The organism is Sporosarcina sp. Y1009 (assembly GCF_057669865.1).
Map to the genome: position 1 here is coordinate 77,584 of NZ_JBYHFO010000011.1, position 24,646 is coordinate 102,229.

The 24,646-nt window shown below is 39.7% G+C and carries 22 protein-coding genes; 4 read left to right on the plus strand and 18 right to left on the minus strand.

Annotated features, from left to right (window positions below):
• The first annotated feature begins 228 nt into the window (after positions 1-228).
• Positions 229-1,392, plus strand: a complete 1,164-nt coding sequence (locus tag AC25Y1_RS13740) for a class I SAM-dependent methyltransferase (RefSeq protein WP_488148561.1) — start codon at positions 229-231, stop codon at positions 1,390-1,392.
• 300 nt (positions 1,393-1,692) lie between these two features.
• Here the strand turns inward: AC25Y1_RS13740 and AC25Y1_RS13745 are convergent, their stop codons facing one another.
• The 4 genes from AC25Y1_RS13745 to AC25Y1_RS13760 form a co-directional block, all read right to left on the minus strand.
• On the minus strand, positions 1,693-1,983 hold the full coding sequence (locus tag AC25Y1_RS13745) for a hypothetical protein (protein ID WP_488148562.1): 291 nt from the start codon (positions 1,981-1,983) through the stop codon (positions 1,693-1,695).
• Between the two features lie 380 nt (positions 1,984-2,363).
• Positions 2,364-5,000: a YfhO family protein gene (locus AC25Y1_RS13750; RefSeq protein WP_488148563.1), complete on the minus strand. Its 2,637-nt coding sequence runs from the start codon at positions 4,998-5,000 to the stop codon at positions 2,364-2,366.
• Positions 4,984-5,364, minus strand: coding sequence for a GtrA family protein (locus AC25Y1_RS13755; protein ID WP_488148564.1), 381 nt, complete (start codon positions 5,362-5,364; stop codon positions 4,984-4,986). The genes AC25Y1_RS13750 and AC25Y1_RS13755 overlap by 17 nt, the downstream gene beginning before the upstream one ends.
• Complete coding sequence (locus AC25Y1_RS13760; RefSeq protein WP_488148565.1) at positions 5,354-6,325, minus strand: glycosyltransferase family 2 protein; 972 nt, start codon at positions 6,323-6,325, stop codon at positions 5,354-5,356. Before AC25Y1_RS13760 ends, AC25Y1_RS13755 begins: the two co-directional genes overlap by 11 nt.
• A gap of 239 nt (positions 6,326-6,564) precedes the next feature.
• Here AC25Y1_RS13760 and AC25Y1_RS13765 point away from each other — a divergent pair, with 239 nt between their 5' ends.
• A complete protein-coding gene (locus AC25Y1_RS13765; RefSeq protein ID WP_488148566.1) occupies positions 6,565-6,891 on the plus strand; it encodes a pyrophosphohydrolase domain-containing protein in 327 nt (108 codons plus the stop codon).
• 67 nt (positions 6,892-6,958) lie between these two features.
• Here the strand turns inward: AC25Y1_RS13765 and AC25Y1_RS13770 are convergent, their stop codons facing one another.
• The 14 genes from AC25Y1_RS13770 to AC25Y1_RS13835 all read right to left on the minus strand — a co-directional run bounded on the left by AC25Y1_RS13770 (position 6,959) and on the right by AC25Y1_RS13835 (position 21,656).
• Complete coding sequence (locus tag AC25Y1_RS13770) at positions 6,959-8,899, minus strand: GTP-binding protein (RefSeq protein WP_488148567.1); 1,941 nt, start codon at positions 8,897-8,899, stop codon at positions 6,959-6,961.
• 369 nt (positions 8,900-9,268) lie between these two features.
• Positions 9,269-9,787, minus strand: coding sequence for a hypothetical protein (locus AC25Y1_RS13775; protein ID WP_488148568.1), 519 nt, complete (start codon positions 9,785-9,787; stop codon positions 9,269-9,271).
• 46 nt (positions 9,788-9,833) lie between these two features.
• Positions 9,834-10,493, minus strand: coding sequence for a Dph6-related ATP pyrophosphatase (locus AC25Y1_RS13780; protein ID WP_488148569.1), 660 nt, complete (start codon positions 10,491-10,493; stop codon positions 9,834-9,836).
• A gap of 76 nt (positions 10,494-10,569) precedes the next feature.
• Entirely contained in the window at positions 10,570-11,070 is a 501-nt protein-coding gene (locus tag AC25Y1_RS13785) for a PCYCGC motif-containing (lipo)protein (protein ID WP_488148570.1), read from the minus strand.
• A gap of 63 nt (positions 11,071-11,133) precedes the next feature.
• Positions 11,134-11,706 (minus strand): 5' nucleotidase, NT5C type, encoded by a 573-nt coding sequence (locus tag AC25Y1_RS13790; RefSeq protein WP_488148571.1) that lies wholly within the window; start codon positions 11,704-11,706, stop codon positions 11,134-11,136.
• Between the two features lies 1 nt (position 11,707).
• Positions 11,708-12,820: a bifunctional diaminohydroxyphosphoribosylaminopyrimidine deaminase/5-amino-6-(5-phosphoribosylamino)uracil reductase RibD gene (ribD, locus tag AC25Y1_RS13795; RefSeq protein ID WP_488148572.1), complete on the minus strand. Its 1,113-nt coding sequence runs from the start codon at positions 12,818-12,820 to the stop codon at positions 11,708-11,710.
• Positions 12,813-13,568 (minus strand): GTP cyclohydrolase II, encoded by a 756-nt coding sequence (locus AC25Y1_RS13800; protein ID WP_488148573.1) that lies wholly within the window; start codon positions 13,566-13,568, stop codon positions 12,813-12,815. The genes ribD and AC25Y1_RS13800 overlap by 8 nt, the downstream gene beginning before the upstream one ends.
• Before the next feature lie 225 nt (positions 13,569-13,793).
• Positions 13,794-14,369, minus strand: a complete 576-nt coding sequence (locus AC25Y1_RS13805; RefSeq protein WP_488148574.1) for a nitroreductase family protein — start codon at positions 14,367-14,369, stop codon at positions 13,794-13,796.
• Positions 14,370-14,522: 153 nt separating this feature from the next.
• Positions 14,523-15,908 (minus strand): class II fumarate hydratase, encoded by a 1,386-nt coding sequence (fumC, locus tag AC25Y1_RS13810; protein WP_488148575.1) that lies wholly within the window; start codon positions 15,906-15,908, stop codon positions 14,523-14,525.
• Positions 15,909-16,091: 183 nt separating this feature from the next.
• Positions 16,092-17,030, minus strand: coding sequence for an HD-GYP domain-containing protein (locus AC25Y1_RS13815; RefSeq protein ID WP_488148576.1), 939 nt, complete (start codon positions 17,028-17,030; stop codon positions 16,092-16,094).
• A gap of 115 nt (positions 17,031-17,145) precedes the next feature.
• Positions 17,146-18,456: an ABC transporter permease gene (locus tag AC25Y1_RS13820; protein WP_488148577.1), complete on the minus strand. Its 1,311-nt coding sequence runs from the start codon at positions 18,454-18,456 to the stop codon at positions 17,146-17,148.
• A complete protein-coding gene (locus tag AC25Y1_RS13825; RefSeq protein ID WP_488148578.1) occupies positions 18,446-19,144 on the minus strand; it encodes an ABC transporter ATP-binding protein in 699 nt (232 codons plus the stop codon). Before AC25Y1_RS13825 ends, AC25Y1_RS13820 begins: the two co-directional genes overlap by 11 nt.
• 408 nt (positions 19,145-19,552) lie before the next feature.
• Complete coding sequence (gene floT, locus AC25Y1_RS13830; protein WP_488148579.1) at positions 19,553-21,091, minus strand: flotillin lipid rafts scaffold protein FloT; 1,539 nt, start codon at positions 21,089-21,091, stop codon at positions 19,553-19,555.
• A 13-nt stretch (positions 21,092-21,104) separates the two neighbouring features.
• On the minus strand, positions 21,105-21,656 hold the full coding sequence (locus AC25Y1_RS13835) for an NfeD family membrane protein (protein WP_488148580.1): 552 nt from the start codon (positions 21,654-21,656) through the stop codon (positions 21,105-21,107).
• 348 nt (positions 21,657-22,004) lie between these two features.
• On the opposite strand from AC25Y1_RS13835, the gene AC25Y1_RS13840 reads away from it, so the two are divergent.
• Both AC25Y1_RS13840 and AC25Y1_RS13845 read left to right on the plus strand, forming a co-directional pair.
• Complete coding sequence (locus AC25Y1_RS13840) at positions 22,005-22,205, plus strand: cold-shock protein (protein ID WP_172370628.1); 201 nt, start codon at positions 22,005-22,007, stop codon at positions 22,203-22,205.
• Between the two features lie 136 nt (positions 22,206-22,341).
• Positions 22,342-24,507: an MMPL family transporter gene (locus AC25Y1_RS13845; protein WP_488148581.1), complete on the plus strand. Its 2,166-nt coding sequence runs from the start codon at positions 22,342-22,344 to the stop codon at positions 24,505-24,507.
• Positions 24,508-24,646 lie beyond the last annotated feature (139 nt).

Genomic DNA, 24,646 nt, shown 5'->3' on the forward strand with positions numbered 1-24,646 from the left:
ACTACGAAAATTGAATAACAAAATGACGAATATTCTTCAGTATTTAAAACGCCAACCCTATAATGAATCTTACCACATTTTTAATTAACTCCCAATCATTATCGGAATAATTTGACTAGAATATTAAAAAATTACTGAAACAATCAGCGCGGGACGCGGGACAATCAAAACCGAAACAACTAGTGTACAATACTTATTACATCAATGTTTCATTAGGAGCGACTAACCATGCAATTTGAAGAATTAGTAAATACACTTACAGAACAACTAGCAAGCGGATTGTTTATTAGCGGAACGATTAGCCAGGCGCGCTTGAAGTCCGATGAGCTAAAACGCGTTCGCCTTAAACCTGTTGAGCTTCAGGGTGAACTTCATATCCAATTTGAATATCAATACGAACGTATCTTGAACCATGAAAACATTCCACTTAACGACTTGAAAGCTAAATTGAATGACCTATTGGAGCGATTCCGCCAGGTGCATATGGAGTTATCTAACGAGAAAATTCATATCCAAATTTCAAAAAAGTTTAAAGTGCTGTGGAAATCCGAAAAAACAGCCTCTGAAAAAGTGGCAGATTTATCGCATAATCGTAAGAAAAATTATTTGCTCGATGAAAATACACCTTATCCATTTTTAATCAGACTTGGCGTTCAAACAGCTGAAGGCAAAGTACGAAACCAACATCACGATAAGTTCAGGCAAATTAACCGCTTCGTCGAGTTCATCGATGACAGCCTCGCCCATTTACCAACAGATCGGACCATCCGGATTCTTGATTTCGGTTCGGGAAAGTCGTATTTAACATTTGCGCTCTATCATTATTTATGTATTGAAAAAGGATTGGATATTAAAGTCACGGGGCTTGATCTGAAAAAAGAAGTGATCGAGGAATGTAGCTTAATCGCAAAAGACCTTAATTATGAGGACCTTGAATTTCTTGTCGGCGACATTAATGAGTACAACGAGGAAACATCTGTGGATATGGTCGTTACGCTGCATGCATGTGATGTTGCGACGGATATGGCCCTAGCTCGCGCAGTTAAATGGGGCGCTAAAGTTATTTTGAGCGTACCTTGCTGCCAACACGAGCTGTTCAGTCAGATCAAATCGTCAGCGCTAGACGTCATGCTCAAGCACGGACTTATTAAAGAGCGTTTCTCTGCACTCGCAACCGATTCAATCCGTGTAGAACTGTTGTCACTTGTTGGTTATGAAGCGCAATTACTCGAATTCATCGACATGGAAAATACGCCGAAAAACATTTTAATTCGCGCGTATCAAACAGGTCGTAAAGCGACAGATGTTGAATTCAATACGTATAAAGAGTTTCGCAACTTATTAAACGCGACGCCTTACTTGGAGAATGAATTAAAAGAGCTTTTACCGTGAAGTGGATAGTGAATGGGAGTTATCAGCTATGAACTTGGAAATCCAGCAAGAACAAGTGGAGGATTACGAGTTGTTACATAGAAAAAGCATCGGTGCTATCACTAACGGGTTCGGTTGATGGGGAGAAAATACAAAAACACACCCCAATAAGCAACTAAAATAGCGTATGATTCGCACCCGAATTGACAGTAGAAAAAGCAATAAAAAAATGCTCAGGTATAATAACCTGGGCATTTGTTCAACAATCGCGCCCGATTGTTATGAGAGAGGATTACACTAAACATTACGCTTTCCCAGCCACTAATGCTGAATGTTTTCTAAAACCCGAAGATTATCTCCTTTTTTTGAATACAAGGCGAAATACTCTTTATCTTCCTCGATAAGGTTCCAGACCATCTTTTCTTGTATCATTATCTTATATGCTTCTTCTTTGTTTTGATTGTATGGGTCATATGCCTTAATCCAATATTCTTTGTTGTTGCTTAACTGACCTTTTTCAATCACCATCAACGTTGAGGCAGTTGATACTCCCCCACAAGAGGCAAGTATTAATGTGAAAAGGATAATGAATAACCCAAAAGTTTTTTTCATAAATCTTCCTCCGATGATTAATTAATTTCAACAATCTGGCTCCATTTGCTGAATAAGCTGTCTTATTGCTCTATTTTAGCACAAAATCTTTTACTCCCTTCAATGTCTTCAGTTATTTCTAAAACATTTTCTCAACCTCCAATCAACAATCTTATTAGCAGTGCAATTGGCAGAGGCACATAAATTTATTTGCTGTTGTTAATTGGTTTACCAATTGTATTGCTATTTTCTTTCGATAATTTCCTTAAACATTGATATGGCAACAAAAATGGGGACATCAATTCAAGTGTGAATTGCGTCCCCATTTGCTATGCTTTTCAACGTTTTCTCCCCGTGTACCGAACCCGTTAGTGCTATCACCAATGCTTTTTATATTGACTTTAGTCGTTCGGTGCCTCAACATGATGCTTTTTTCTTTTTCTATACTGATAAACCATAATCATGCCCAACAACAACAAACCTACAGTTGTCATTTTCCACGTCAAGCTAAAGTAAGGTGGTCGATACTTCATTTCGATATCGTTCATGCCTTCCGTCAAAGGAATTCCAAGGAATGCGAAATTCACTTTTTCTAACGGAACTGTTTCACCATTTACGCGCAATGACCAGCCAAGTTCATATGGAATCGGCGTCACAATAATCTCACCCGGTTGTTCACTAACCACCGATCCAGTAACATTCCCATTTTCCCACTGAATTATCAAAGGTTCTTCACTCTCATAGAATGTCTTCACTTTTTTCAACGTCGTATAATCTTCCTTGAAAAATTGAATATCTCGTAAATGATAGTTCCCTTTTGGCAAGGTTAAAGTGATTCGGTCGTCCGCTTTTATTCGAATCGTTAGTTGATTGACACCCGTTCGATAAATCGACTGTGATGCTTTTCTGAGCGTATGATATTCATTTACTTCCAATAAAAAACGCTTCGGCTGCTTAATGCCTTCAATATATAAGGAAACATAAATATCGCCGTCACCTACGTCATCATTGAACTGAAAAGTAAGTCCTCCTGATTCAGCGACTTCAAGCAGCTTGCCATCATATTCCGCGTCAAAGGGGGTTAATTCGTAATTGCTCAATTCAACCACTTGAGGGGGTTCCACAAATTCATGATCTCCTTCGACAATGGCGCCTTCGAGCATCGCATGTTCTCTGGCCAAAATCGGTTCGTCTTTCATTAAATCGCCGCTATAATACGTGCTCGTTTTGCGGAATGAAGGAAGTAGATAGCCATTCTCATAAGCACGATAATTCGCTGACGTCTCGACGTCTTCAAACCCATATGGCACAGCCTTTTCATCGTTACTGTGCATATAAAATTGACCATTCAGCACACTGTATAAATTTGTTCGCAGCCCTAAAGAAGCGTAACGACTAACGCTTTCAAATGGCATGTCAATTTGTAAATCATCATAATAGAAATGCAGTAAATGCTTATTCAAGATGCTCGAATACACACTCATCCCATCGAAGTCTTGCACAATCGGCGTGTTATTTCGCGTAGGCGCGAGCCAATCAATCCGGCTATCGTCATTCACCAACTGGGCTGTTAACTTATCAATTAGCTGCTGTTGCTCTGGTGAATTGTAACGTTCCGAATTCATATAGCCTTCGCTTGTCACCCTCGTAGTCGATGTCAATTTGGTCGCTTGGTAATAATTCGCCGTGATTAAGACGATAAACACAGTGACAACCATGAATGAAAGACGTGCTCGTTTCGCATTATATTTCGTCATCAACACATAAAGTAAGATCGTCAATAAAGATAACAACGGAATTGTAAGTTCAATCCATCTATCTGGAAACGAACCTGAATCATAAATTAGGATGACTAAGACGACGCCGATAAATACGACTGAACCATAAATAACCTGTCGTAACTGAATTTCCTTCACATAATCATAAACACATGCAATAATTCCCGCGAAACAAAGACATAAGAAATGCTCCCATCGGTATTGCGGAGCGGAAAACCCATTAAAAACACTGGCGATCATTGGACTGAAATGCATCGGTATACCAATCATGATTAACAAAGCAAAAAAACGAAATCTTGGGTGCTTATAAAGTGTTACGAAAAGAAGTGCAATAAACACCAATGCAGGCAAGTAAATAATGCGCGCATTCAAAATGATATTTTCCGTAAATCCTAGTAGTGGAATGGCGTCTTCAAAAGCCGGGCGCGAATTATTCAAGAACCCGACAACACTTGGTATAAAAGCAAATGCACTCACGAGGAATCCTAGTACCCCATACAGACTGAATTGCACGCCCTGTTTCCACCATTTCTCTTCATTCGCACTAAAGTGTATAAATAAACGCATAACGATGTAAATAAAAGCGAGTAAAAAGTTAATATAAGAAAAATAAAAGTTCGTGATTAAATTCGCACTAACCGCAACAATAAATAACACAGGTGACTCGCGCCGAATGATTTTTTCGACACCCATCAACAATAAAACAAGCCATAACATACCGTCGCTGAAGAAATCCCAGTACATGACATGGCGGAAATAAATAATACTCGTTCCGTACACAATTGCGGCAATAACCGAAGCCCTAATCGAAAAAGAGAGCTGGCGGAAAAAAGCCGTTGTTAGCAAAATAATTAGTGTTAACCGGAAAATACTGATTGGCAATAAAGCATCCGTCCAAAACTGAATGTCGGGATGCTGAATCAGTCCGATCCATTCCATTGAAAAGACCACGACAACGACGAGCAAATAGAATATATTCGTCGTGAAGTAATAGCCAAGTTGAGAGAAAAATCCACCGCCAAACCCGAAAGAGTCGGAGTAAAAGAAATTCCCACTCGTATACTCATTATAGATAAATTGCTTAAACGGAATCATTTGTGATAACCCGTCATTCATCCCCGTCATTAAATTCCCTTTAAATGATTCTGTTATAAAAAAAGCATGGCTAGCAATCGACACAGCTATGGCGATTACAATGATCCAAAACCATTGGTGTTTTGTCTTTTTAGTTGGGTTATCTATCTCAAGTTGTTCTTTCATTTCGTTTTAAAACTCTCCCTGTCACAAAAAAAGTAATTGGAACGGTCAACACGAGTGCTGCAAACGGCGCATATAAAGCAGATAATCCAATCCAGTCGACAAGTACCCAAAGCGAAATTGCCGTCACAATGATATTCACCGCTTGCGTTACGGGAAACAGAAAAAATGTCTGCCAACTTGGTTTAACGTTATAGGTAAAATAGACATTCAAAAAATAAGAAAAAATCATACTAAGTCCAACCGCAATCCCATGACTTATTAAATAATGGATTTCTATGATTTGCAGGAATAGATAATAGATTGCATAGTAAACAGCCGTATTGGCAACACCGACAATGACAAACCTTATAAACTCACGACTCATGATAAATCCTGCTCTCTCGCTCGCCTTCACTACGCATAATATTTGTATCGTTAATCAAATAATGCGGGCGCTTTTTCGTTTCATTATAAATTCGTCCAATATATTCGCCTAGTATGCCAAGACAGAATAGTTGAAGACCGCCCAGAAAAAGAATGGCAGAGATCAGTGTAAAATACCCAGGAACATCAACGCCAAATTGCAGAATCGAAATGAAGCTCCAAATGATATACAACAATGAAAAACCCATGATTGCAAAACCCGCATAAAAACATAGGCGCAGTGGTTTCGTATTGAAGGAAACTAAACCATCAATTCCGTAATTCAACAGTTGTGCAATTGACCATTTTGAATTCCCGTTTTCACGCGCCACATTTTCATAAGAGATTGTTTTTTTCTCCATGCCTATCCATTCGTAAAGTCCTTTCGAGAAGCGATTTCCCTCACTCAATCGTAATAGCGCATCAACCGCTTTTCGACTCAATAGCCGGAAATCACCCTCCCCGTCAATTAATTTGACGTTTACGGATTGATTCATAAACCGGTAAAACGTGGATGAGAGAAGTGAACGTAACTTCGAATCTCCTTCTCTGTTCCGCTTGGCAACGACTTGGTGGTTACCTTCTTCATAACCTTGTATTAGTTCATGAATTAAAGAAGGCGGATGCTGTAAATCCACATCCATTAAAATGACCGCATCCCCTTTTGCGTGTTGCAGCCCAGCATAAATCGCAGCTTCCTTCCCAAAGTTTCTTGAGAATGAAACATATTTGACGAATTTATAATTAATGGACAAACTCCTTATTGCAGATAACGTCTCGTCCTTACTTCCATCGTCAATGAACAGCAATTCAAACGAATAACCGCTCCCCTGCATTTGATCGCAAATCGCATCAAAAATTAGCAAGATATTCTCTGTTTCATTAAACGCTGGAAGCAAAAATGTGATTTCTTTATCACCCAATTTTGAGCACCTTCTCTTTATGTATGTGAAAGAATTTCTACCATTTTATGGTCCTGTAGATAAGACGTTTGATACCAACGATTCGTTTCATAGCTAGTAAATAGTTATATTGATATTGTAATCCAAAAAGTGGAAGATTAGTACGGAAACACTTTTATTGCTCGATAATTCTATCAATCAATGATAGTCGTGCTATTATTATAAGAAGAAATCTGTTCCTTTATAAAGGAGTTGTGGGTATGCCAGTTTATAATAAACTTGTACGCGATCGCATTCCGGATATCATTGAGTTGTCGGGACAGACCTTTACGTCTCGCATTCTTGAAGAAGATGACTATTTGATTGAAATTAATAAGAAGATGCACGAAGAACTTGCTGAGTATGAAGATGCAAGATCAAACGAAGATTTTATTGAGGAACTTGCAGATTTACTTGAACTTATTTATGCTGCCGCAAACACATATGGGACAACCATTGAAGAACTCGAGAAAATCCGTCTCGATAAAGCAAAGAAACGCGGCGGATTCGATGAACGCATTTTTCTGGTGGCTGTGGAAGATGAGTGAAGTACGTTTGATAAAAATAAAATAAAAAAACTGCTAACAAAATCATCGTTAGCAGTTTTTTTGTTTTTTACAAACAATGCATCGCAGCTTTCGCTTCATCCCACGGGACTGAATACCCTTTTCCCTTGGCACAGAAGATTGATGAAGACGTGTACGCTGGATCGGCATTTTTATCGTATCCAATTTCTTCGATTACTTGTTCTGGGTTGTGGCAACGGTCATAACCGCCAAACTGTAGTGATAATATCCCTTTTCCATTAGTAATGGATGCAAATGTAGGACTGTAATTCATGAAGGTAGCGACGGGTACGCGTCCTTTTATGATTGTTTTGTCCCCCACTGTTTCTGGTGAATCGAATGTTCCCTGTGCTTTTTGAATATCGGTGAGGACACGCCCCATTACATCGATATCTACTTTTATTTTGAAATCATAATAAGGTTCAAGTAAATTATTTTCAGCTTGTTCTAATCCTTGTCGCAAGGCGCGAAACGTTGCTTCCCTGAAATCACCGCCGGAAGTATGTTCATTATGGCCTCTGCCCGTTAACAATGTGATTTTAACGTCTGTTAAAGTAGATCCTGTTAATAACCCGTGATGATTTCGTTCAAATAAATGACTGTGGATCAGGTTTTGATTCCCAATTGATAAATCATTGGCATGACAGACATTATCAAAAGAGATACCGCTATTTCGGTCAGCCGGTTCTATTTTAAGATGTACTTCGGCATAATGCCTTAAAGGCTCAAAGTGACCATAGCCAATGACGGTTGTTTCTATTGTTTCTTTGTATAGAATGTCCGGGTCACTAAACGAAACCGTATAAGAAAAACGTTCTTTTACAATTTGTTCGAGCACTTCCAGCTGGATAATCCCCATCACGTGAACATGGATTTCTTTAAAATGTTCATCCCAAACCACTCGTAATGAAGGGTCTTCCGCATCTAAAAGCTTGAAACAATGCAACATTTCTTTCGGATGGATAGTTGAATCATAGACAACTTTAGATGTCAGTGTAGGCACTAACTCGAAACTCGCCTTCTCCTTTAATCCCCCCACCCCATCACCGATATTCACATTTTTCAAACCTGCCACAGCGAATAGTTGACCGGCTTTCACTTGATTGACCGATTCAAAATGATTGCTATTATAGAGTCTAATTTGCGTAATTTTTTCCGTCAGCTCTCCAATTTTCACATCATCTCGCACGCTCAGTAAACCGCTCATTGATTTTAGATAGGTGATTCGATTTCCATTCTCGTCATGCCTAATTTTGTACACGCGCGCCGCGAAATCGCTGTCGTCCGAATACGATGTTTCCGTTAATTGGTCTAATAAATAGAGGAACTCCGCCACACCTTTATCATGCAAGGCTGACCCTGCTGAACATGCAAAGATTTGACGATTTCGAATCATTTCTTTCAATTTTCCGAGCCACAGACTCTTGTCATATCCATTTTCCATATAATGCTCAAATAAGTCTTCATCACGTTCAGCGATGAATTCAATTAACTCTTCTTCCATCACACCGTTAGTAAAACTTGTCGTGAAATCAAAGACATCATCCGTTAAGTTTTCTCGAATTTCTTTAATAACATCCGCAATATTCGTTCCTTCTCGATCGATTTTATTCAGAAAGAAAAAGGTTGGCACTTGGTGTTTTCTAAGCAATTGCCACACCGTTTCGGTATGCCCTTCGACGCCGTCTGCCGCGCTAATAATGACGACCGCGTAATCCATTACTTGTATCGCGCGTTCCATTTCCGGCGAAAAATCTACGTGTCCCGGCGTGTCGATGATTGTGTAAGTTGAATTGTTGTATGTAAATTGGGCTTGATCCGCAAATACAGTTATGCCTCGGTCTCGCTCGATGCTATGGCTATCTAGAAATGCATCTTTATGATCAACGCGACCTCTTTGCCCAATGCTATTTGTATGATAAAGTAGCTGCTCGGAGAATGTTGTTTTTCCGGCATCTACATGCGCTAGAATTCCGATTGTTTTGTACATCTCATCTCACCCCTGCTACTTTCTTTCTTTTTTTAGAGATTCTTTAATAAATACAATAAATACGATTATAAAAAATACGAAAAATACTAATGGAAAAACCCTTGTTGGCCAATAATCTCTAGTTAAGAATTCAAATAACGAAAAAGACTAAGCGAGTAAAATCAAAAGTAACCCCATAAAGTTCCTCATATTATCCCCCATAAACCAATCCCCTCTCTATTTACTGCTCTTGTCTTTAGTATATCATCGCTTTGATAGGAATAATTATGAATACACAAAAACCGAGCACATGAGCTCGGTTTTTCTTGTACACTTATTTTACTAAGCAAAATTCAATTCCTCTCAAGAACAGTTATACCGCTTTTCCGATTATTCATAACCTCCACGAGACTCTGGAAGTTCTTTGTATTCAGCTTTTCCCGCTATAATTTCACGAATATATTGTTCTAAGGACGTAAGCGATGCGGTGTCCTTCGTTTCGCTACAGAATATCTTGTACTGGAGATTTTTAGTTTCACCATTTGCTTGAATCGTCCATTCGGTATTCATCTCTGGTTCTGATGCACATTGATTTTGAGGATTTCCTAAATCGAGTTCCCCCATAATATTCATGTCAGCCATTTTGCTATAAATACTTTTCATGTCGCCGTCATCTAATGTGATTGCCGCTTCAATTGTTCCATCTTCTACAAGGTCTTTTACGACGATGTTTTTGAATGTATCCACTTTTTGTTTTCCTTCAACACCGTAGGCTAGACTAAAATTAAAATCATCCGGCATTTCACTAAGCATAGAAGAAATCTTTGGCACAGGCTTCGAACAACCTGTTGAAACTAGTATAAATAATGCGATTGCAAACACAACAAGTGGCCATTTTTTCATTCCCAATATAATCACCATCCTACCCAATCAGACGTTTTAGGTGATTGATACGTTACGAGTTTATGGTCACATCTAAAAATACATAACCATCACGTTCATGTTGACCCGAAAATACGATAGGAACCCGTTCGCTGAATATCGGACCATTTACAACGACGGTATGAAATTCACCGGCTTCCCCGCATGAATCAATGCCGAGTACCTCTAGCTCATCAATTAATTCGGTCGTGAATTTTCTTCCGATAAATTCACTCGGCATCATTGTTGTATTCACTACGACAATGTATGCTTCAAATCCTGCTTCTACGAAATCTTTTACGACTTTTTCACGAGGCTCTAACCACAAAGGATGAACCGCCTCAATTCCAACTTTCGAACAGGTTTCCCTAATCCATGTTAAATGGTCCTCTAAATCGATGTCGCCGAATACGCCGTGATTAATTCCTGCTTCTTTGCATTCTTTCATCGCATCTAAAAATTGTGCTTCGTAGCCATTCCAGTCCGCCCCGCGAATCATAAGCGGGACTCCTATACTCACTGCTTGCGCTTTAATTATTTCTATTGGAAGTGCGTGGGATTTCGATCGTTCCTGATTTTCTTCAAACATTGTCCATACTCTTTTTGGGACAGCTCCGGATTGCAGTGCCCGATAATAAGCCATGGCGGAATCCTTGCCGCCGCTCCATGATGCAACAAACGGTAATCCTATCATTCTTATCATCCTTTTTTGATTAGTATAACATTGGATTAAAAAAACGCAGGCACTTTTTCGTGTCTGCGTTCATAGCTTATGACGGCATCGGCGTATCTGTTGGTTTCGCGTAGCCTTCTTTATAAGTTTCATCAATAATCGTACGAATTTCTTTTAGTGATTTTCCTTCTTGCGTCATCATGACCGAATCTACAGCAGTATCAAGACATACTTGACAACGTGTGCTGTGATCGTCCCATACGACTGAACCATCTTCACGGATTTCATCAATGAAGCAGTTCATATTACTTTCGTGATTCGCACTTTCACCACAGCCGCAGTAGCACGGCATCCACTCGATGATATCGGTGGCGGTGGCAGCTACTTGATAAACGAGTCTCATATCTTCGGGTTTGTCATCAAGAAAAGATGGCAAAATATCGGCCGAAGCAGTCACTTCCTGGATATCACCGTTAGGAAGTTGATGATGTTCGCCGACAGCTAAATCATGTTTTTCATGCGTCGTATTCGTACTTTTTCCGCATGCTGAGAGAACAAGAATCAATGCCAGTAAAATTAATGGTAGTGTTTTTTTCATTTATCGTCACTCCTAAATGCGTCGTTGTCCATCTATCATAACCATAATCATCAAGTTTAGGGGTTACAATTTTGTGAAGCCGAGTATCGCATTTAGTTCTGACCAATTTTCAATCCGTGAAATGTCTAAATGTTTATTATAGGGCTGAGTTTTTGCATATAACTTTAACGGTTGGTCTCTTAACGTCTCTAAAACGGCAGGCTTGTCATCAAAATAATAATCCAGTTCCAAGTCTTTAATAATATGAACCTTGTCCTCATCATTCATGCCGTAAAAAAACCGGTCTTTTTGAACAGGAAATTTGTTGGCAATCATCCATTCCATTGTACGTTGTCCGTGTTCTTTCGGCCTTGCTGTAATGTAATAAATTTCATGTCCGTCTCTATCTAGCCTTTGCAAAGTTTCCACCGCATCAGGATAAGGCGGGCATGATGTGTAATAGATTTCATCTAATGAACTGTTCCACATTTCGCTTCCCTGCTCGTTAGTCATGCCAAAAAGTTCATGAATTTCTACTTTGTCGAGTGCATGAAAAAGATCTATTTCCACGTCCTGGTTCAACTTTTTATTATATAGCTGAAAAGCATGTTCTCTTAGGTTAATCAGTGTATCATCTATGTCAAAACCGAATCTCATATTATTCTCCCTCAGTTTGTTTTCTAGCATATTTCGGATAACCTGTGAACTTGAAATCTTTACCGATTTGGGTAATCTGAAGATTTTCTAAATCCACGGCATCGCGCATGAGTTCAACCCCAGCACCCTCAAGAAATGTAGGTGCCTGTGAACCACCGACTAGTTTCGGTGCAATATAAATTTCTACTTTATCAACGAGCTGACTTTCAAGGAATGCAGCATGAATCGTGCCGCCCCCTTCGAGTAATACCGAAGAAACATTTTTTTCACCAAGAATACGAACAACATCATTTGGGTTCACATGCTTTATTCCCGAAGTTGGATAAATGGAGATGCCTCTTTCTTCCAACTTTCCCTTAGCAACCGGGTCACATGTATTTGCAGTGAAAATCCACGTTTCTGCTTGTCCGTCCGTAACAACTTTTGAATCGAGCGGAATTCGCAGGGTGGAATCTAGAATGATTCGAATCGGATTTCTGCCATTCGGAATCCTTGTTGTCAGTTCTGGATTATCCTCGATGACTGTATTTACACCGACCAATATCGCCATATTTTCATTGCGGAGCACATGGACGTCGTATCTCGCTTCAGCGGATGTAATCCACTTACTATCTGCTGTATGTGTAGCGATTTTACCGTCCAATGTGCTGCCTGCTTTCATCGTGATGTACGGCTTCTGTTCGACGATGAATTTGTTAAATACTTCGTTCATCTGCCTAGATTCCTCTTGCATGACACCAACGATTACTTCAATTCCTGCATCTTCCAAAATCTTAACTCCGTTGCCTGCAACGACTGGGTTTGGATCTAGCGTTGCGATCACTACCTTTTTAATACCCGCTTCCACAATTGCTACCGCGCATGGACCCGTCCGTCCAAAGTGCGAGCATGGTTCCAGTGTCACATAAATCGTTCCACCTCTTGCTTTGTCACCAGCCATTCGAATGGCATGTATTTCAGCATGCGGTTCTCCTGCTTTTAAATGCGTTCCAATACCAACGATACGATTTTCATTGACGATAACTGAACCTACAAGTGGATTTGGATCAGTTTGTCCTTTCATTGCAGATGCATTATTAAGTGCTAAATTCATATAAAATTCATGGTTAGTCATTTGGACAATCTCCTGCTTCATCTAGATGTCCTGAACGCTCTACTTTTGTTTGCAAATACTTTTCATTGAACGTTGATTTATCGCCCCATAATGGCTCTCTTCCCGATATAGGAAGGCCTGCATTCTGTAGTGCTTCTAGCTTCTTGGGATTATTCGTCATGAGCTTAACAGGTTTTGTTCGAAGTGTTTTTAAAACACTAATCGCGTCGTCATAATTTCTGGAATCATCGACAAACCCAAGGCTTTCATTCGCTTCCACTGTATCGTATCCATTTTCTTGTAGGACATAAGCCATGGCCTTGCTGAACAAACCAATCCCACGACCTTCATGATTCGCCAAATAAAATAAGGCCCCTGTTCCGTGATCTGCAATATTTTTCATCGACTGCTTTAATTGATAGCCACAGTCGCATCTTTTACTCCCAAATATATCACCCGTATGACAAATAGAATGCAGGCGGATTAGCGCATCTTCTGTGTTTTTAAAATCTCCATAAACTAGCACGCTTGACTGTTGAAATTCAGCCAAATTCTCGGATGATAACTTATCAATGATTTCTTGATAATTGTCCGTTACTTGGCATTGACTAAGCCAGCTATACCACTGAAACACAACTGTTTCTCCGAATAGATTCACAGGGAGGCTAATCGGACCTACCAGATAAATAGCCCCTTCATCGGTCTTAATCATTTGAATCTTTTCCTTTAGAATATCAAGGGTTTTGGGTTCTATCTTCATGTGCAACATACAATCATTCCTTTTATTTTATAGTTATGTTCATCTACAAATTGGACAATACGACATTTCGTTTGACTAGACTACCGAAAACAGTACAGTCCATGTAATATATCACAGAATGATTTCTGTATACTAACTAGGTGCATTTAATTCATCAGCCGTCTACTCTATATGTATGATAAACAAAGCCTTTAGTAACGTCGGTTTACCCATTATGTATATTTCTTTACTTAATTATTTATCTATAATTGTGATCAGTTCCCGAATATCTGTCCGTTCTTTCGCTTTCGGTATATGTTTTGGATAGCCAATCATCATCGTTGCGACAATTTTTTCGCCGGGTTTCACTCCGATGCCTTCTCTAAAAATCGGATTATACACCCACTCATTTGTCCGCCAAATCATACCAATTCCTCTTTCCCAAGCGGCTAATTGGAAGTTTTGAATAAACGTAGAAACCGCACCGTAGTCCTCGTCCCATGTTCTTTGACGTGGATCTTCAGGCATAATAATGACGAGTTGGAGAGGTATCTCTTTGTAATATTGTGCTTTTCTAACTACCTTTTCGGAAACTTCCCCTTCAACAGTAGGCTGCGAATCAATATACGCTTGGGCAAATATTTCTTTGCCTTTACCTGTATACAATTGAAAACGCCAAGGTTGTGTTAATTTATGGTTTGGCGCCCATTTTGCTATATTGAGTAGTTCAATGATTTCTTCCGTATCAACTTGGTCTTCTTTGAACGACTTGATAGTTCTTCGATTCATTATATTTAGCTCAACTGCTGTGTTTTTATTTTCATGACTCATCAAAATTCCCCCTACACTTCTCTTTACTTTTCAACTGAAAACCATTCTCAATTAAAATTATAGCATTACAGGACATAATTGCAAAAAGACCAAGTAAAAAGACAACCTTATCTTATTGATAAGGTTGTCCTATATTCTTTCACTTAATGCAAATTATGAGTTATCAGTCATTTTCGACGGATCAACATATTCGTCAAATTGTTCTTCTGTTAATAGACCTGTCGCAAGTGCCGCTTCTTTTAATGTTGTACCGTTAGCATGTGCGGTTTTTGCAATTTTGGCTGCATTTTCATAACCGATATGCGGGTTCAGAGCAGTTACGAGCATCAATGAGTTATTCACGTGATGGTCGATTACTTCTCGGTTTGGTTCGATTCCTACCGCACAGTTGTCATTGAAGCTAATAATTGCATCCGATAGTAAAGTCACGGATTGCAGGAAGTTGTAAATAATAACCGGTTTGAATACGTTTAATTCAAAATTACCTTGGCTCGCTGCAAATCCGATTGTTGTGTCGTTCCCCATTACTTGTGCGACGACCATTGTGATGGCTTCACTTTGTGTTGGATTCACTTTTCCTGGCATGATTGAACTACCTGGTTCATTTTCCGGAATTGTAATTTCACCAATACCAGAACGCGGACCACTAGCTAACCAACGTACGTCATTTGCAATTTTCATAATGTCTGCTGCAAGTGCTTTTACCGCACCGTGAACATAGACGATTTCATCATAGCTTGTGAGTGAGTGGAATTTATTTTTTGCAGATGTGAATTCAATGCCGACTGCACTGCTGATTTCTTCAGCAACACGGTCACCAAATCCTTCAGGTGCGTTTAAACCAGTACCAACTGCTGTTCCGCCGATTGCTAGTTCTTTCATCGATTCGACGCTATCGGCAATCATTTTCTCAGTTTTTTCAAGCATACGATGCCATCCGCTAATTTCTTGTCCTAGCGTCAATGGTGTTGCGTCTTGTAAATGCGTACGGCCGATTTTAATAATATCAGAGAATTCTTCCGACTTTTTCGCAAATGTTTCTTTTAGTTTTGCAATCGCTGGGAGTAGTTGCTCTTGTACAGCGATTACCCCTGCAACATGAAGTGCTGTTGGGAATGTATCGTTTGAGCTTTGAGATTTGTTTACATCATCATTCGGGTGGAGGCGCTCTTCTTCAGCCCATGCTTTTAGTAATTCGTTACCCCGGTAGGCAATTACTTCGTTCACGTTCATATTTGACTGTGTACCGGATCCCGTTTGCCAAACAACTAGCGGGAAGTTGTCGTCTAGTTTTCCTGCGATAATTTCGTCTGCTGCTGCTGAAATCGCATTCAATTTAGCATCAGAAATGGCAGCGTTTGCATGGCTCGCAATCGCTGCGGCTTTTTTCAAATGTGCAAATGCGCGAATCACGCCAATCGGCATTTTTTCGCCGCCAATTTTAAAGTTTTGTTTACTACGTTGTGTTTGTGCACCCCATAGTTTGTCCGCTGGAACTTGAATTTCACCAAATGTGTCATGTTCAATACGATAATCCATCTTTCATCCGCCTTCCGTTATGTATCCTTACATTCACTTCTATTATACCATGACTTTTTTGTATGTTAACTCCATTCAGAGAATGCTTGATATGTTTAAGTGAAATAATTAGTAAATCGTGAATATATATTATTGTACAAAAAATGACTATCCTGTTTAAAAACATTTCGATAGTCATTTATATTATTGCCATTTATAGCTCTTTTTCTTTAAAACTCCGATAAACGCGTCGACAATCTTGGGATTGAATTGCTTTCCTTTTTCGTTGATGAGTTCTTGGATTGCATCTTTTATGGGAATTGCTTTTTTGTAAATACGATTTGTTGTCATTGCGTCAAATGCGTCGACAACAGCAACGATTGAAGCTTTGAGTGAAATTTCATTGGCTTTTAGGCCGTAAGGATATCCTTTTCCATCAAAACGTTCATGGTGTTGCTCGACAATCGTAGCCGCATCTTTTAACCATTTCACTTTATGTTCACGCATAATTTTTGCGCCCTCGATCGTATGATTTTTCATAATCTCCCATTCAAGAGCAGTCAGTTTTCCGGGTTTATTCAGCACTTCAAGCGGAATTGCGCGCTTTCCTATGTCGTGAAAGTATGCCCCCCACCTAAGTATACGAAGCTTTTCATGAGGTAACCCGAGGTGCGTCCAAACTTCAAGTGAATAATCTTTAATACGGTTGCAATGATTGTACGTATACCCATCGAGCTTTTCAATTGCATCGGCTTCTTTTTGAAGCAATTGAGTTTCAAAGAAATCAGGTTCAAAATGTTCATGAGAAGCTTTGATTAATAAATCCGCATCCTCTTTTCCATATAGAAAAATCGTGTTCTCGTATAGAGAGGCATCAATCGTTTCCCCGATCTTCATAAGGCGGTTCTTGCCTTCATAACGAATTTCAACAATCCCGTTTAATAAGGTGTATGTCTCAATACCAGGAGTGTCTGTGTTTTTATTATATTGGACCCATAATACATTATCTTTTTGTAATGAATAAAGCGCGTTTGATAAACCGTCCCATCTTCCATATAAGATGACTTCTGCATATCCGAGACGTAAGGTTGGATAACCATTTTTTGTGTAATATGATTTGTTTAGCGACAACTTCTTAAACAACTCCTGCAGATTTTGACGTACCTTGTCGAATTTCACCTAACCCTGTTAATTATAACAAGGGTTAGGTGAAATTCATACGAAAATCATTGCAGTTAATTGATAATTTATTTATTTATTATAATTCGGTTCTAAGTGCATTAATTACATCAATTTTTGTTGCTTTACGTGCTGGCCGCCACCCTGAGATCATCGCAACGGAAATACTAATGGTAGAAGCGATCACAACAAGTTGCCATGGAATTATTGAAAATTTAACTTGGATGTCTCCGAAGTCTTCCTCTCCCAATGCTGCAGTTACGATAATTGGGAGTACGAAGTTTGCAATCATACTGACACCGTATGAAATCACGATGGCAAGGAATGTACCTAAAATCCCAATCCACGCACTCTCCATAAGAAACAGTCGCTGAATCAATTTCGGCTTAGCTCCAATCGCCTTCATAACCCCAATTTCACGAGTACGCTCCGTCACTGCCATCGTCATAGTGTTGAAAATCCCGATGGAGGAAATCAAAATTGCAATTGTCCCTACGAAAATGAGTCCAGCTTTTAATGCGAAGAAGAAGACATCAAGCTGATCTAACTCTTCCGTGACTGAATATACACTTAGTCCTTGGTCCTTTAATGTCTTCGTAATCCCTTTTACATTTTCTAAATTATCAGCGTAGACCATTACGTTATTATAAAATAATTGCATTGCATCTGGATGATCGTCTAGTTCTCCCTCAGCATTAGTTGTAAAGATTTTTTCGATTGTTGGAATGAGCGATGCATTTGTATAGATACTGTTATCTGTAAACCAATCTCTAGCAGGGGGTGTCGCGACACCTACGATTGTTAGCGTTAGGCCGTCATTTCCAAACATATTTCCTTCGAAATCGCCTAATTGCACTGTAAATTGTTCACCTACTAGATTTCCTTCATAGCCCTTAAAACCTTCTTCCCCTTCTTCAACTACTACTTCACCATTCGCCTCTTCTTCTGTAAGGAGGAATTGACCAAAGTGGCTGCCGACAACAACTTCGTTCGAGTTTTCTGGCAATCTTCCTTCAGCTAGTTTGAATCCTACTTTTCCTTCTTCAATAAAGTCGGTTGCTATAATGCCATTATGGCCTTTCATGTTTTTAAAGCTCGTTTCTGTTTGTGCGTTTAATTCTTGTCGATTAACTACTGCATTCACATGATCGATTTTTTTAAACTCATCAGCTTTTTCTTGTGTCATTTCACTTGCATACACTTGAATTTCGGTTACTTTTCGATCCGATAAAATCTCTTTACTAATCGTATCGTGAATCCCAAAACCGACTGAGGCTAGAACGATTAGAAATGCTGTTCCCATCGTTGCGGCAAGAACCGTCATGAATACGCGTAATTTGTTTTTCGAAATATGTTGTCGAACGAAGTCGATTTGATCTTTAAATTGCATGTTGAACGACTCCTTCCTTTAATTCACCGTCGTGCATTGTGTAAACCCGATTCGCTGTTTGCGCAACTTCATCGTCGTGAGTGATGATGACAAATGTGATGCCTCGGTTTTTATTCAGCGATTGAATGAGTAATAGAATTTCTTGCTCCGTTTCCGAATCGAGACTTCCAGTTGGTTCATCCGCTAAAATAATTGGTGGATCTGTAATAAGCGCTCGCGCGATACTGACCCGTTGTTGCTGTCCACCTGACAATTCGTTTGGATAGTGGTCTTGAACTTCTGTTAGGCCGACATATTTCATTAATGTTTTCACTTTTTCTTTGCGCTCTGCCTTTTCAATGCCTTTGAGCTTGAGTGGTAACTCAACATTTTCAAATGCGTTTAGTCCGGGCATGAGTTGAAAGTTTTGAAAGATAAAGCCATAATTGTCCAGTCTGAACGCTGCATTCTCCGCCTCATTAAAGCTAGTGGTTTCAATGCCTTTCACTTTAATTTCTCCACTTTCTGGCGTCATGAATCCTGCGAGTATATGTAAAAGCGTTGACTTCCCCGATCCACTTTTTCCGACGATCGAAACAATCTCGCCCTGATTCACTTCAAAATTCACATCCCTTAATACCGGGATATGTTTCTCTTTTCCTTTTTTACCGATTTTGAATGAATGATTTAATCCTTTGATTGTAATCATATTTTCCCCTCCACCTATTACTGGTTTTAATTATAGGGAATTGTTCTTAAGGTTATATAAGGATAAAAATGAAGAAATTCTTAAGTTTTTCGAGTGGATTGTTAGGATTTTTCAGGCTAACTGGTAGATGATATCGGTTTGGGGACGGTTGTGGTCGATAAGGAGTGGTTTGTTCCCGGTGCGAAGACGGTTGTGCTCGGTGCGGCAATATTTATTCCCGTATCGAGCCGATTCCTGTTTTTATGATCGGTGCGGTGCGGGGCGGGTTGCTCCCGTTGCGATGTCCGTTGTGCTCGGTGCGGCAACGTTTATTCCCGGATCGAGACGATTCCAGTATTCTTCCTCATGTCGGTATGGCAACATAAAAAAAGGAACCCGATTTTATGGGTTCCGTTTTCGTTCAAGCTATTATTCTTCTGTTGTTGCAGTTTCAGCTTCGACTGTATCACTTTTTGCTACAGCGTGTGTTAGTTGGTCGATACTTGGGCGTAGATTGTGTTTGCCCGCATAGCTTTCCAACATTTCTTTAACGTCGATGCCTGAAGTGGCTTTCAATGTTTCTTGGAGTGTAGACATTAGATCAGTTGCGTACGAAGTAACTTTGTTCGCACCGCCGCCTTCTCCACCACCTGTATCGACAACTGTAATCTTGTCAATGTTTGAAAGTGGGCTCGCAATTTGTTTCGCGTACTCAGGAATCATGGTAATTACCATATCAAGCATTGCTGCCTGGCCATATTGTTCGAATGCTTCCGCGATTTTGCGTTTCGCCTCCGCTTCTGCAAGACCTTTCAGGCGGATAATATCTGCTTCAGATTCACCTTGTGCACGTTGAGAGTCCGCTCTCGCTTGACCATCAAGACGAACTTTTTCGGCGTCAGCTGTTGCTCTCGCTTCAATACTATATTTCTCAGCATCTGCTTCAGCCATTTGTCTAGATTTTGCTGCCGTTGCATTTTGCTCGATTGCGTAACGATCCGCATCCGCTTTTTTCTTAACTTCGGAGTCGTACTGCTTCTCGCGTCGTAATATTTCATGTTCTTCAAGTTCAATTTGTTTTTGACGCTCGATGATTTGAATTTGCATTTCTTGTTCCATAACCTCTTGTTTGGAACGCGCTGTTTGCAATTCGTATGCCTGGTCCGCTTTCGCTTTAGCACGATCTTGCTCAAGACGATACTCTGCAACTTTCAACTGATTTTCTTTTTCAGCTTCGGCGATTTCAGTTGCACGTTCAATCTCTGCTTTTTGTGCTTCTTTTGATGCTTCCGCATTTTTAATACGTGTTTCCTTTTGAGCTTCAACTGTTGCGATATCTGCATCACGTCTAACTTGTGCGATACGCGGCTTCCCTAGTGAATCGAGGTAACCATTTTTATCTCTCACATCTTTAATAGTAAATGAAACGATGATGAGTCCCATTTTGGAAAGATCCTGTGAAGCAACTCGTTGTACTTCTTGGGAGAACATATCACGATTTTTATAAATTTCTTCTACAGTCATTGATCCTAAGATTGATCTTAAATGACCTTCTAGTACTTCTTTCGCTTCGTTTTCACGGTCTTCTTTCGATTTCCCTAAAAACTGTTCAGCTGCTGTCGCGATTTCGGTTATTGATCCACCTATTTTGATAATCGCAGTTCCGTCCGCCATCACCGGAACACCTTGTTCAGTATAGACTTCAGGTGTTGTTACCTCAAGTTTACTTGACAGGAGACTTAACGGTTTTGATTGTTGGAATATCGGAAATACGAATGTACCTCCACCTCGAATAATTTTCACTCGGTTTCCTGAATCATCCGAATGGACATTTTTACTTCCGAGATAACTACCTGTTACGATTAAGGCTTCATCTGGACCTACTGTCTTGTATTTCGAAATATATACAAGAATTACTGCCAATAAAACAAATGCGACGACGCCAATTGCTATCCAAATTTCTGGCATTGTTTACTCCCCCTTATGTTTTTTTATTGGTATCTGCGAAACGGAATGGTTCATATTCTTTTACAATCAGCGTACCTTCTTTCACATCAATCACAAGTACTTCCTTCCCGTAATCAATGCTGCTGTTTTCATAGCCTGATGCACGTTTAGAAATGAGTCCATTCACAGTTTCAATGACAACTTCACCGAATCCATCAACTGGTACAGGTACGATAATTTTCCCAACTTGGCCTGCTAACGAGGCTTCTGTGTAGGCTAGTGATACTTCTGCTGATGAAAGTGGTAGTAAGACAAAGAAGTATAGTAATAGATCCAGCACGAAGGCAATGGCTAAAGCTACTATTAGAATGATACCGCTATTCCAGCTCACAACGAGTTCCAAAATATAACCGGCTGCGGCTGTAAAAGTAAAAAATGAAAGCACTACTGCCGGATCCAATAAGGGACTTCCTTCACCAATTCCTTCGGCGATGTCGCTGAAAAACACATACAAAATTGTAATGAGAGCTAAAATGATTAATGCATACAAGTAAAATTGCACGATTGGTAAACCAAATAGTTCCATATTCCACACCCCTTTATACTACTATACTCTTCATCAACTATACATACGAATGAAGTTAACGAAAGTTTCAAATATGATTTTTTTCTTTCATTTTTTCTAGATTTCATTTGAATAGTTTTTTACATTCGAAGATGAAGCTTTTTATCGTATGACGCAATAGATTTAACTAAGATGTTTTTAATTGTTTATTTAATTTCAACATTTCCCTTGCATTGTTCAAACATCTCTGCTATGATAAAGAAGAATTATTTTTGTTCGACAACATGATGGTCTCTTGACCGCTTCAAGACTTGAGCAAGGATAGTAACACAATGTGTGTAAAAATTTACACACGAGGAGGAAACAAACATGGAACAAGGTAAAGTAAAATGGTTTAACGCAGAAAAAGGATTTGGCTTCATCGAACGTGAAGATGGCGACGACGTATTCGTACATTTCTCAGCTATCCAAGGTGAAGGATTCAAGTCACTTGAAGAAGGCCAAGACGTAACTTTCGAAATCGAACAAGGCGAACGTGGACTTCAAGCTTCAAACGTTGAAAAAAACTAATTTGAACTAACCATTCAAAAGCCATTCCCTTAGGGGAATGGCTTTTTTTCTTTGTCTAATAATGATTAATGGGGTTATGAAAAAAGACATTTATGTTCTAATCCGTTATTATTGAAGAATAGGATTTTATATCCAAATGAAAGGGTTGAGTCATTTGCAGTCACTTGCACGCCTTGTTACCAAAGGCTATAAATACATAATTTTCGCATGGATTGCCATCTTTATCGTCATGGCAATCTTCGCAATTCGTCTGCCAAGTATGTTACAAGGAGACGGCTTTGAAATGGACGGAGATCATGCAGCCGTTATGGACATCGTCTCGGATACTTTTGATATGCCAGCTGAAACTATGTTACTCGTATTCGACAAGGTGAGTGATGATAAAATCTCCGCCACCATCGAAGACATAAGTAAACTTAAGTTAGCATCCGCAATCGATTCCCCACTGGATGACGAATCACTTTATAAAGATGATGTGTCCTATGCACTCCTCCACTTTGGAAATGAAATGGACAATATGTCTGATGTTGTAACAGAGATTCGAGATGTCATTGGAGATGAAGCCGGAATAACATTAACGGGTGCTCCCGCAATATCCAAAGATATAAATGCAGCAAGTCAGAAAGACCTGATAACTGCTGAAGCGATTGGACTTCCAATTGCCATCATTGTATTACTATTTGCTTTCGGCACCGTAGTCGCATCCTTAGTGCCGCTGATGATTGGTATAATCACTGTGGTTACCTCTTTTGGGGTTTTGACAATTCTAGGTGCTCAAATTGATTTATCCATATTCGTATTAAATATTATTCCAATGCTCGGACTTGCGCTTAGTATAGACTTTGCATTGTTATTCATTAGCCGTTTTCGTGAGGAACGTGTGCATAGCGATTTACTCGCTGCAACAACAACAACCATTCTAACAGCTGGACGCTCGGTCATATTTTCAGCATTTTGTGTGTTTATCGGGCTCGGCGCAATGTTATTAATACGAGTGGATATTTTCCAGAACATCGCTGTCGGTGGGATGATTGTTGTTGCTATGGCAGTTCTCAGTTCAGTGACGTTGTTACCATCGGTTCTGATTGCACTTGGCGATCGAATTGAAAAGTTCCGCTTATTAAAAGTAAGCTCAAGCGACTCAAATGGCTGGAGAAAATTTGCCAACGGTGTCATAAAACGTCCGATTCTTATTACAATTGTTGCAGTAGCTCTCCTTGCAATCGCCGTCATTCCAGTAAAAAATATGGAATTATCCATTCCGGAAATTGATTCGCTTCCCGAGTCATACGACACTCGTTCCTCCTACGAATTAATAGAAAAGGAATTTGAGCTCTCTGGTGAGTCTCAGGTCTATATGATTGCCGAACGAGCTGGTGGCTGGACGGATGAAGATGGAATTGAGTCGATGAAGAAACTTGAAGATCAATTACAAAACGACTCACTAGTAAAGAATATGACAACGATCTTTAGTGTGAGCGAAATAGATTCAGCCCAGCAGTGGAACCAAGCCATGCAAGTACCCGAAATGACGGCACAACTTACTCCCTTACTCGAAACATTTGTAAGTGGCGATCAACTGATGATTCCGTTGACACTTGCAGCGGACCGTTCAGCTGACGCCGCTCAGGACTGGGTGCGTGATTGGTCTGAGAAAGAGACTGAATGGAATTTACTAATTGGTGGAGAAGCCAAATTCAACCAAGAAATATTTGATGAAATCTGGAATAAAATCGGATACGCTCTGGCACTCATCGTTATATCGACGTTTATCATTCTTATGATCGCTTTTAGATCGCTCATAATTCCCATTAAGGCAATTTTGATGAATATAATTGGATTGTCCGCGACATTCGGGATTCTCGTTTATATTTTCCAATATGGACATTTCGGTCTAGAAGCTGGGACAATTGCGCTCATCATTCCCGTTATCGTCTTTAGCCTTGTGTTTGGATTAAGTATGGACTACGAAGTGTTCTTAATCTCACGGATGCAAGAAGAGTATGCCAAGTCATTCGATAATGATAAAGCAACGGTTGAAGGACTCGCAACGACAAGTAAAGTGATTACGTCTGCTGCACTGATTATGATTGTCTTAACAGGGGCGTTTGCTTTTACCGATGTCATGCCGGTGAAACAAATCGGGGTCGGCATTGCCATTGCAGTCGCCATTGACGCAACGATAATTCGCCTACTACTCGTTCCAAGCCTCATGAAATTATTCGGCAAATGGAACTGGTGGCTGCCATTTGGAAAAGGCCTTTACCGCTCTGACAATCGACGATTTGAAAAGAAAAAATAAAGCCATACAAAAAACAAAAAAACACACCTATTCCAGTAACAGGTTCGGTTGATGGGGAGAAAAGTGCAATTAACAACGTAAATAACAGGTTAATCAGCATATATTTCAACAGTGAAATAGCTATATAAAAAACAAGTAA

Coding starts and splice junctions, on each gene's coding strand:
- AC25Y1_RS13770 (WP_488148567.1), bottom strand. CDS start 8,899: ATGTACAAAACAATCGGAATTCTAGCGCATGTAGATGCCGGAAAAACA.
- AC25Y1_RS13785 (WP_488148570.1), bottom strand. CDS start 11,070: ATGAAAAAAACACTACCATTAATTTTACTGGCATTGATTCTTGTTCTC.
- AC25Y1_RS13800 (WP_488148573.1), bottom strand. CDS start 13,568: ATGTTGCACATGAAGATAGAACCCAAAACCCTTGATATTCTAAAGGAA.
- floT (WP_488148579.1), bottom strand. CDS start 21,091: ATGCCAGAAATTTGGATAGCAATTGGCGTCGTCGCATTTGTTTTATTG.
- fumC (WP_488148575.1), bottom strand. CDS start 15,908: ATGGATTATCGTATTGAACATGACACATTTGGTGAAATTCAAGTTCCA.
- AC25Y1_RS13825 (WP_488148578.1), bottom strand. CDS start 19,144: ATGATTACAATCAAAGGATTAAATCATTCATTCAAAATCGGTAAAAAA.
- AC25Y1_RS13820 (WP_488148577.1), bottom strand. CDS start 18,456: ATGCAATTTAAAGATCAAATCGACTTCGTTCGACAACATATTTCGAAA.
- AC25Y1_RS13765 (WP_488148566.1), top strand. CDS start 6,565: ATGCCAGTTTATAATAAACTTGTACGCGATCGCATTCCGGATATCATT.
- AC25Y1_RS13740 (WP_488148561.1), top strand. CDS start 229: ATGCAATTTGAAGAATTAGTAAATACACTTACAGAACAACTAGCAAGC.
- AC25Y1_RS13845 (WP_488148581.1), top strand. CDS start 22,342: ATGAAAGGGTTGAGTCATTTGCAGTCACTTGCACGCCTTGTTACCAAA.
- AC25Y1_RS13840 (WP_172370628.1), top strand. CDS start 22,005: ATGGAACAAGGTAAAGTAAAATGGTTTAACGCAGAAAAAGGATTTGGC.
- AC25Y1_RS13755 (WP_488148564.1), bottom strand. CDS start 5,364: ATGAGTCGTGAGTTTATAAGGTTTGTCATTGTCGGTGTTGCCAATACG.
- AC25Y1_RS13745 (WP_488148562.1), bottom strand. CDS start 1,983: ATGAAAAAAACTTTTGGGTTATTCATTATCCTTTTCACATTAATACTT.
- AC25Y1_RS13780 (WP_488148569.1), bottom strand. CDS start 10,493: ATGATAGGATTACCGTTTGTTGCATCATGGAGCGGCGGCAAGGATTCC.
- AC25Y1_RS13805 (WP_488148574.1), bottom strand. CDS start 14,369: ATGAGTCATGAAAATAAAAACACAGCAGTTGAGCTAAATATAATGAAT.
- AC25Y1_RS13790 (WP_488148571.1), bottom strand. CDS start 11,706: ATGAGATTCGGTTTTGACATAGATGATACACTGATTAACCTAAGAGAA.
- ribD (WP_488148572.1), bottom strand. CDS start 12,820: ATGACTAACCATGAATTTTATATGAATTTAGCACTTAATAATGCATCT.
- AC25Y1_RS13750 (WP_488148563.1), bottom strand. CDS start 5,000: ATGAAAGAACAACTTGAGATAGATAACCCAACTAAAAAGACAAAACAC.
- AC25Y1_RS13835 (WP_488148580.1), bottom strand. CDS start 21,656: ATGGAACTATTTGGTTTACCAATCGTGCAATTTTACTTGTATGCATTA.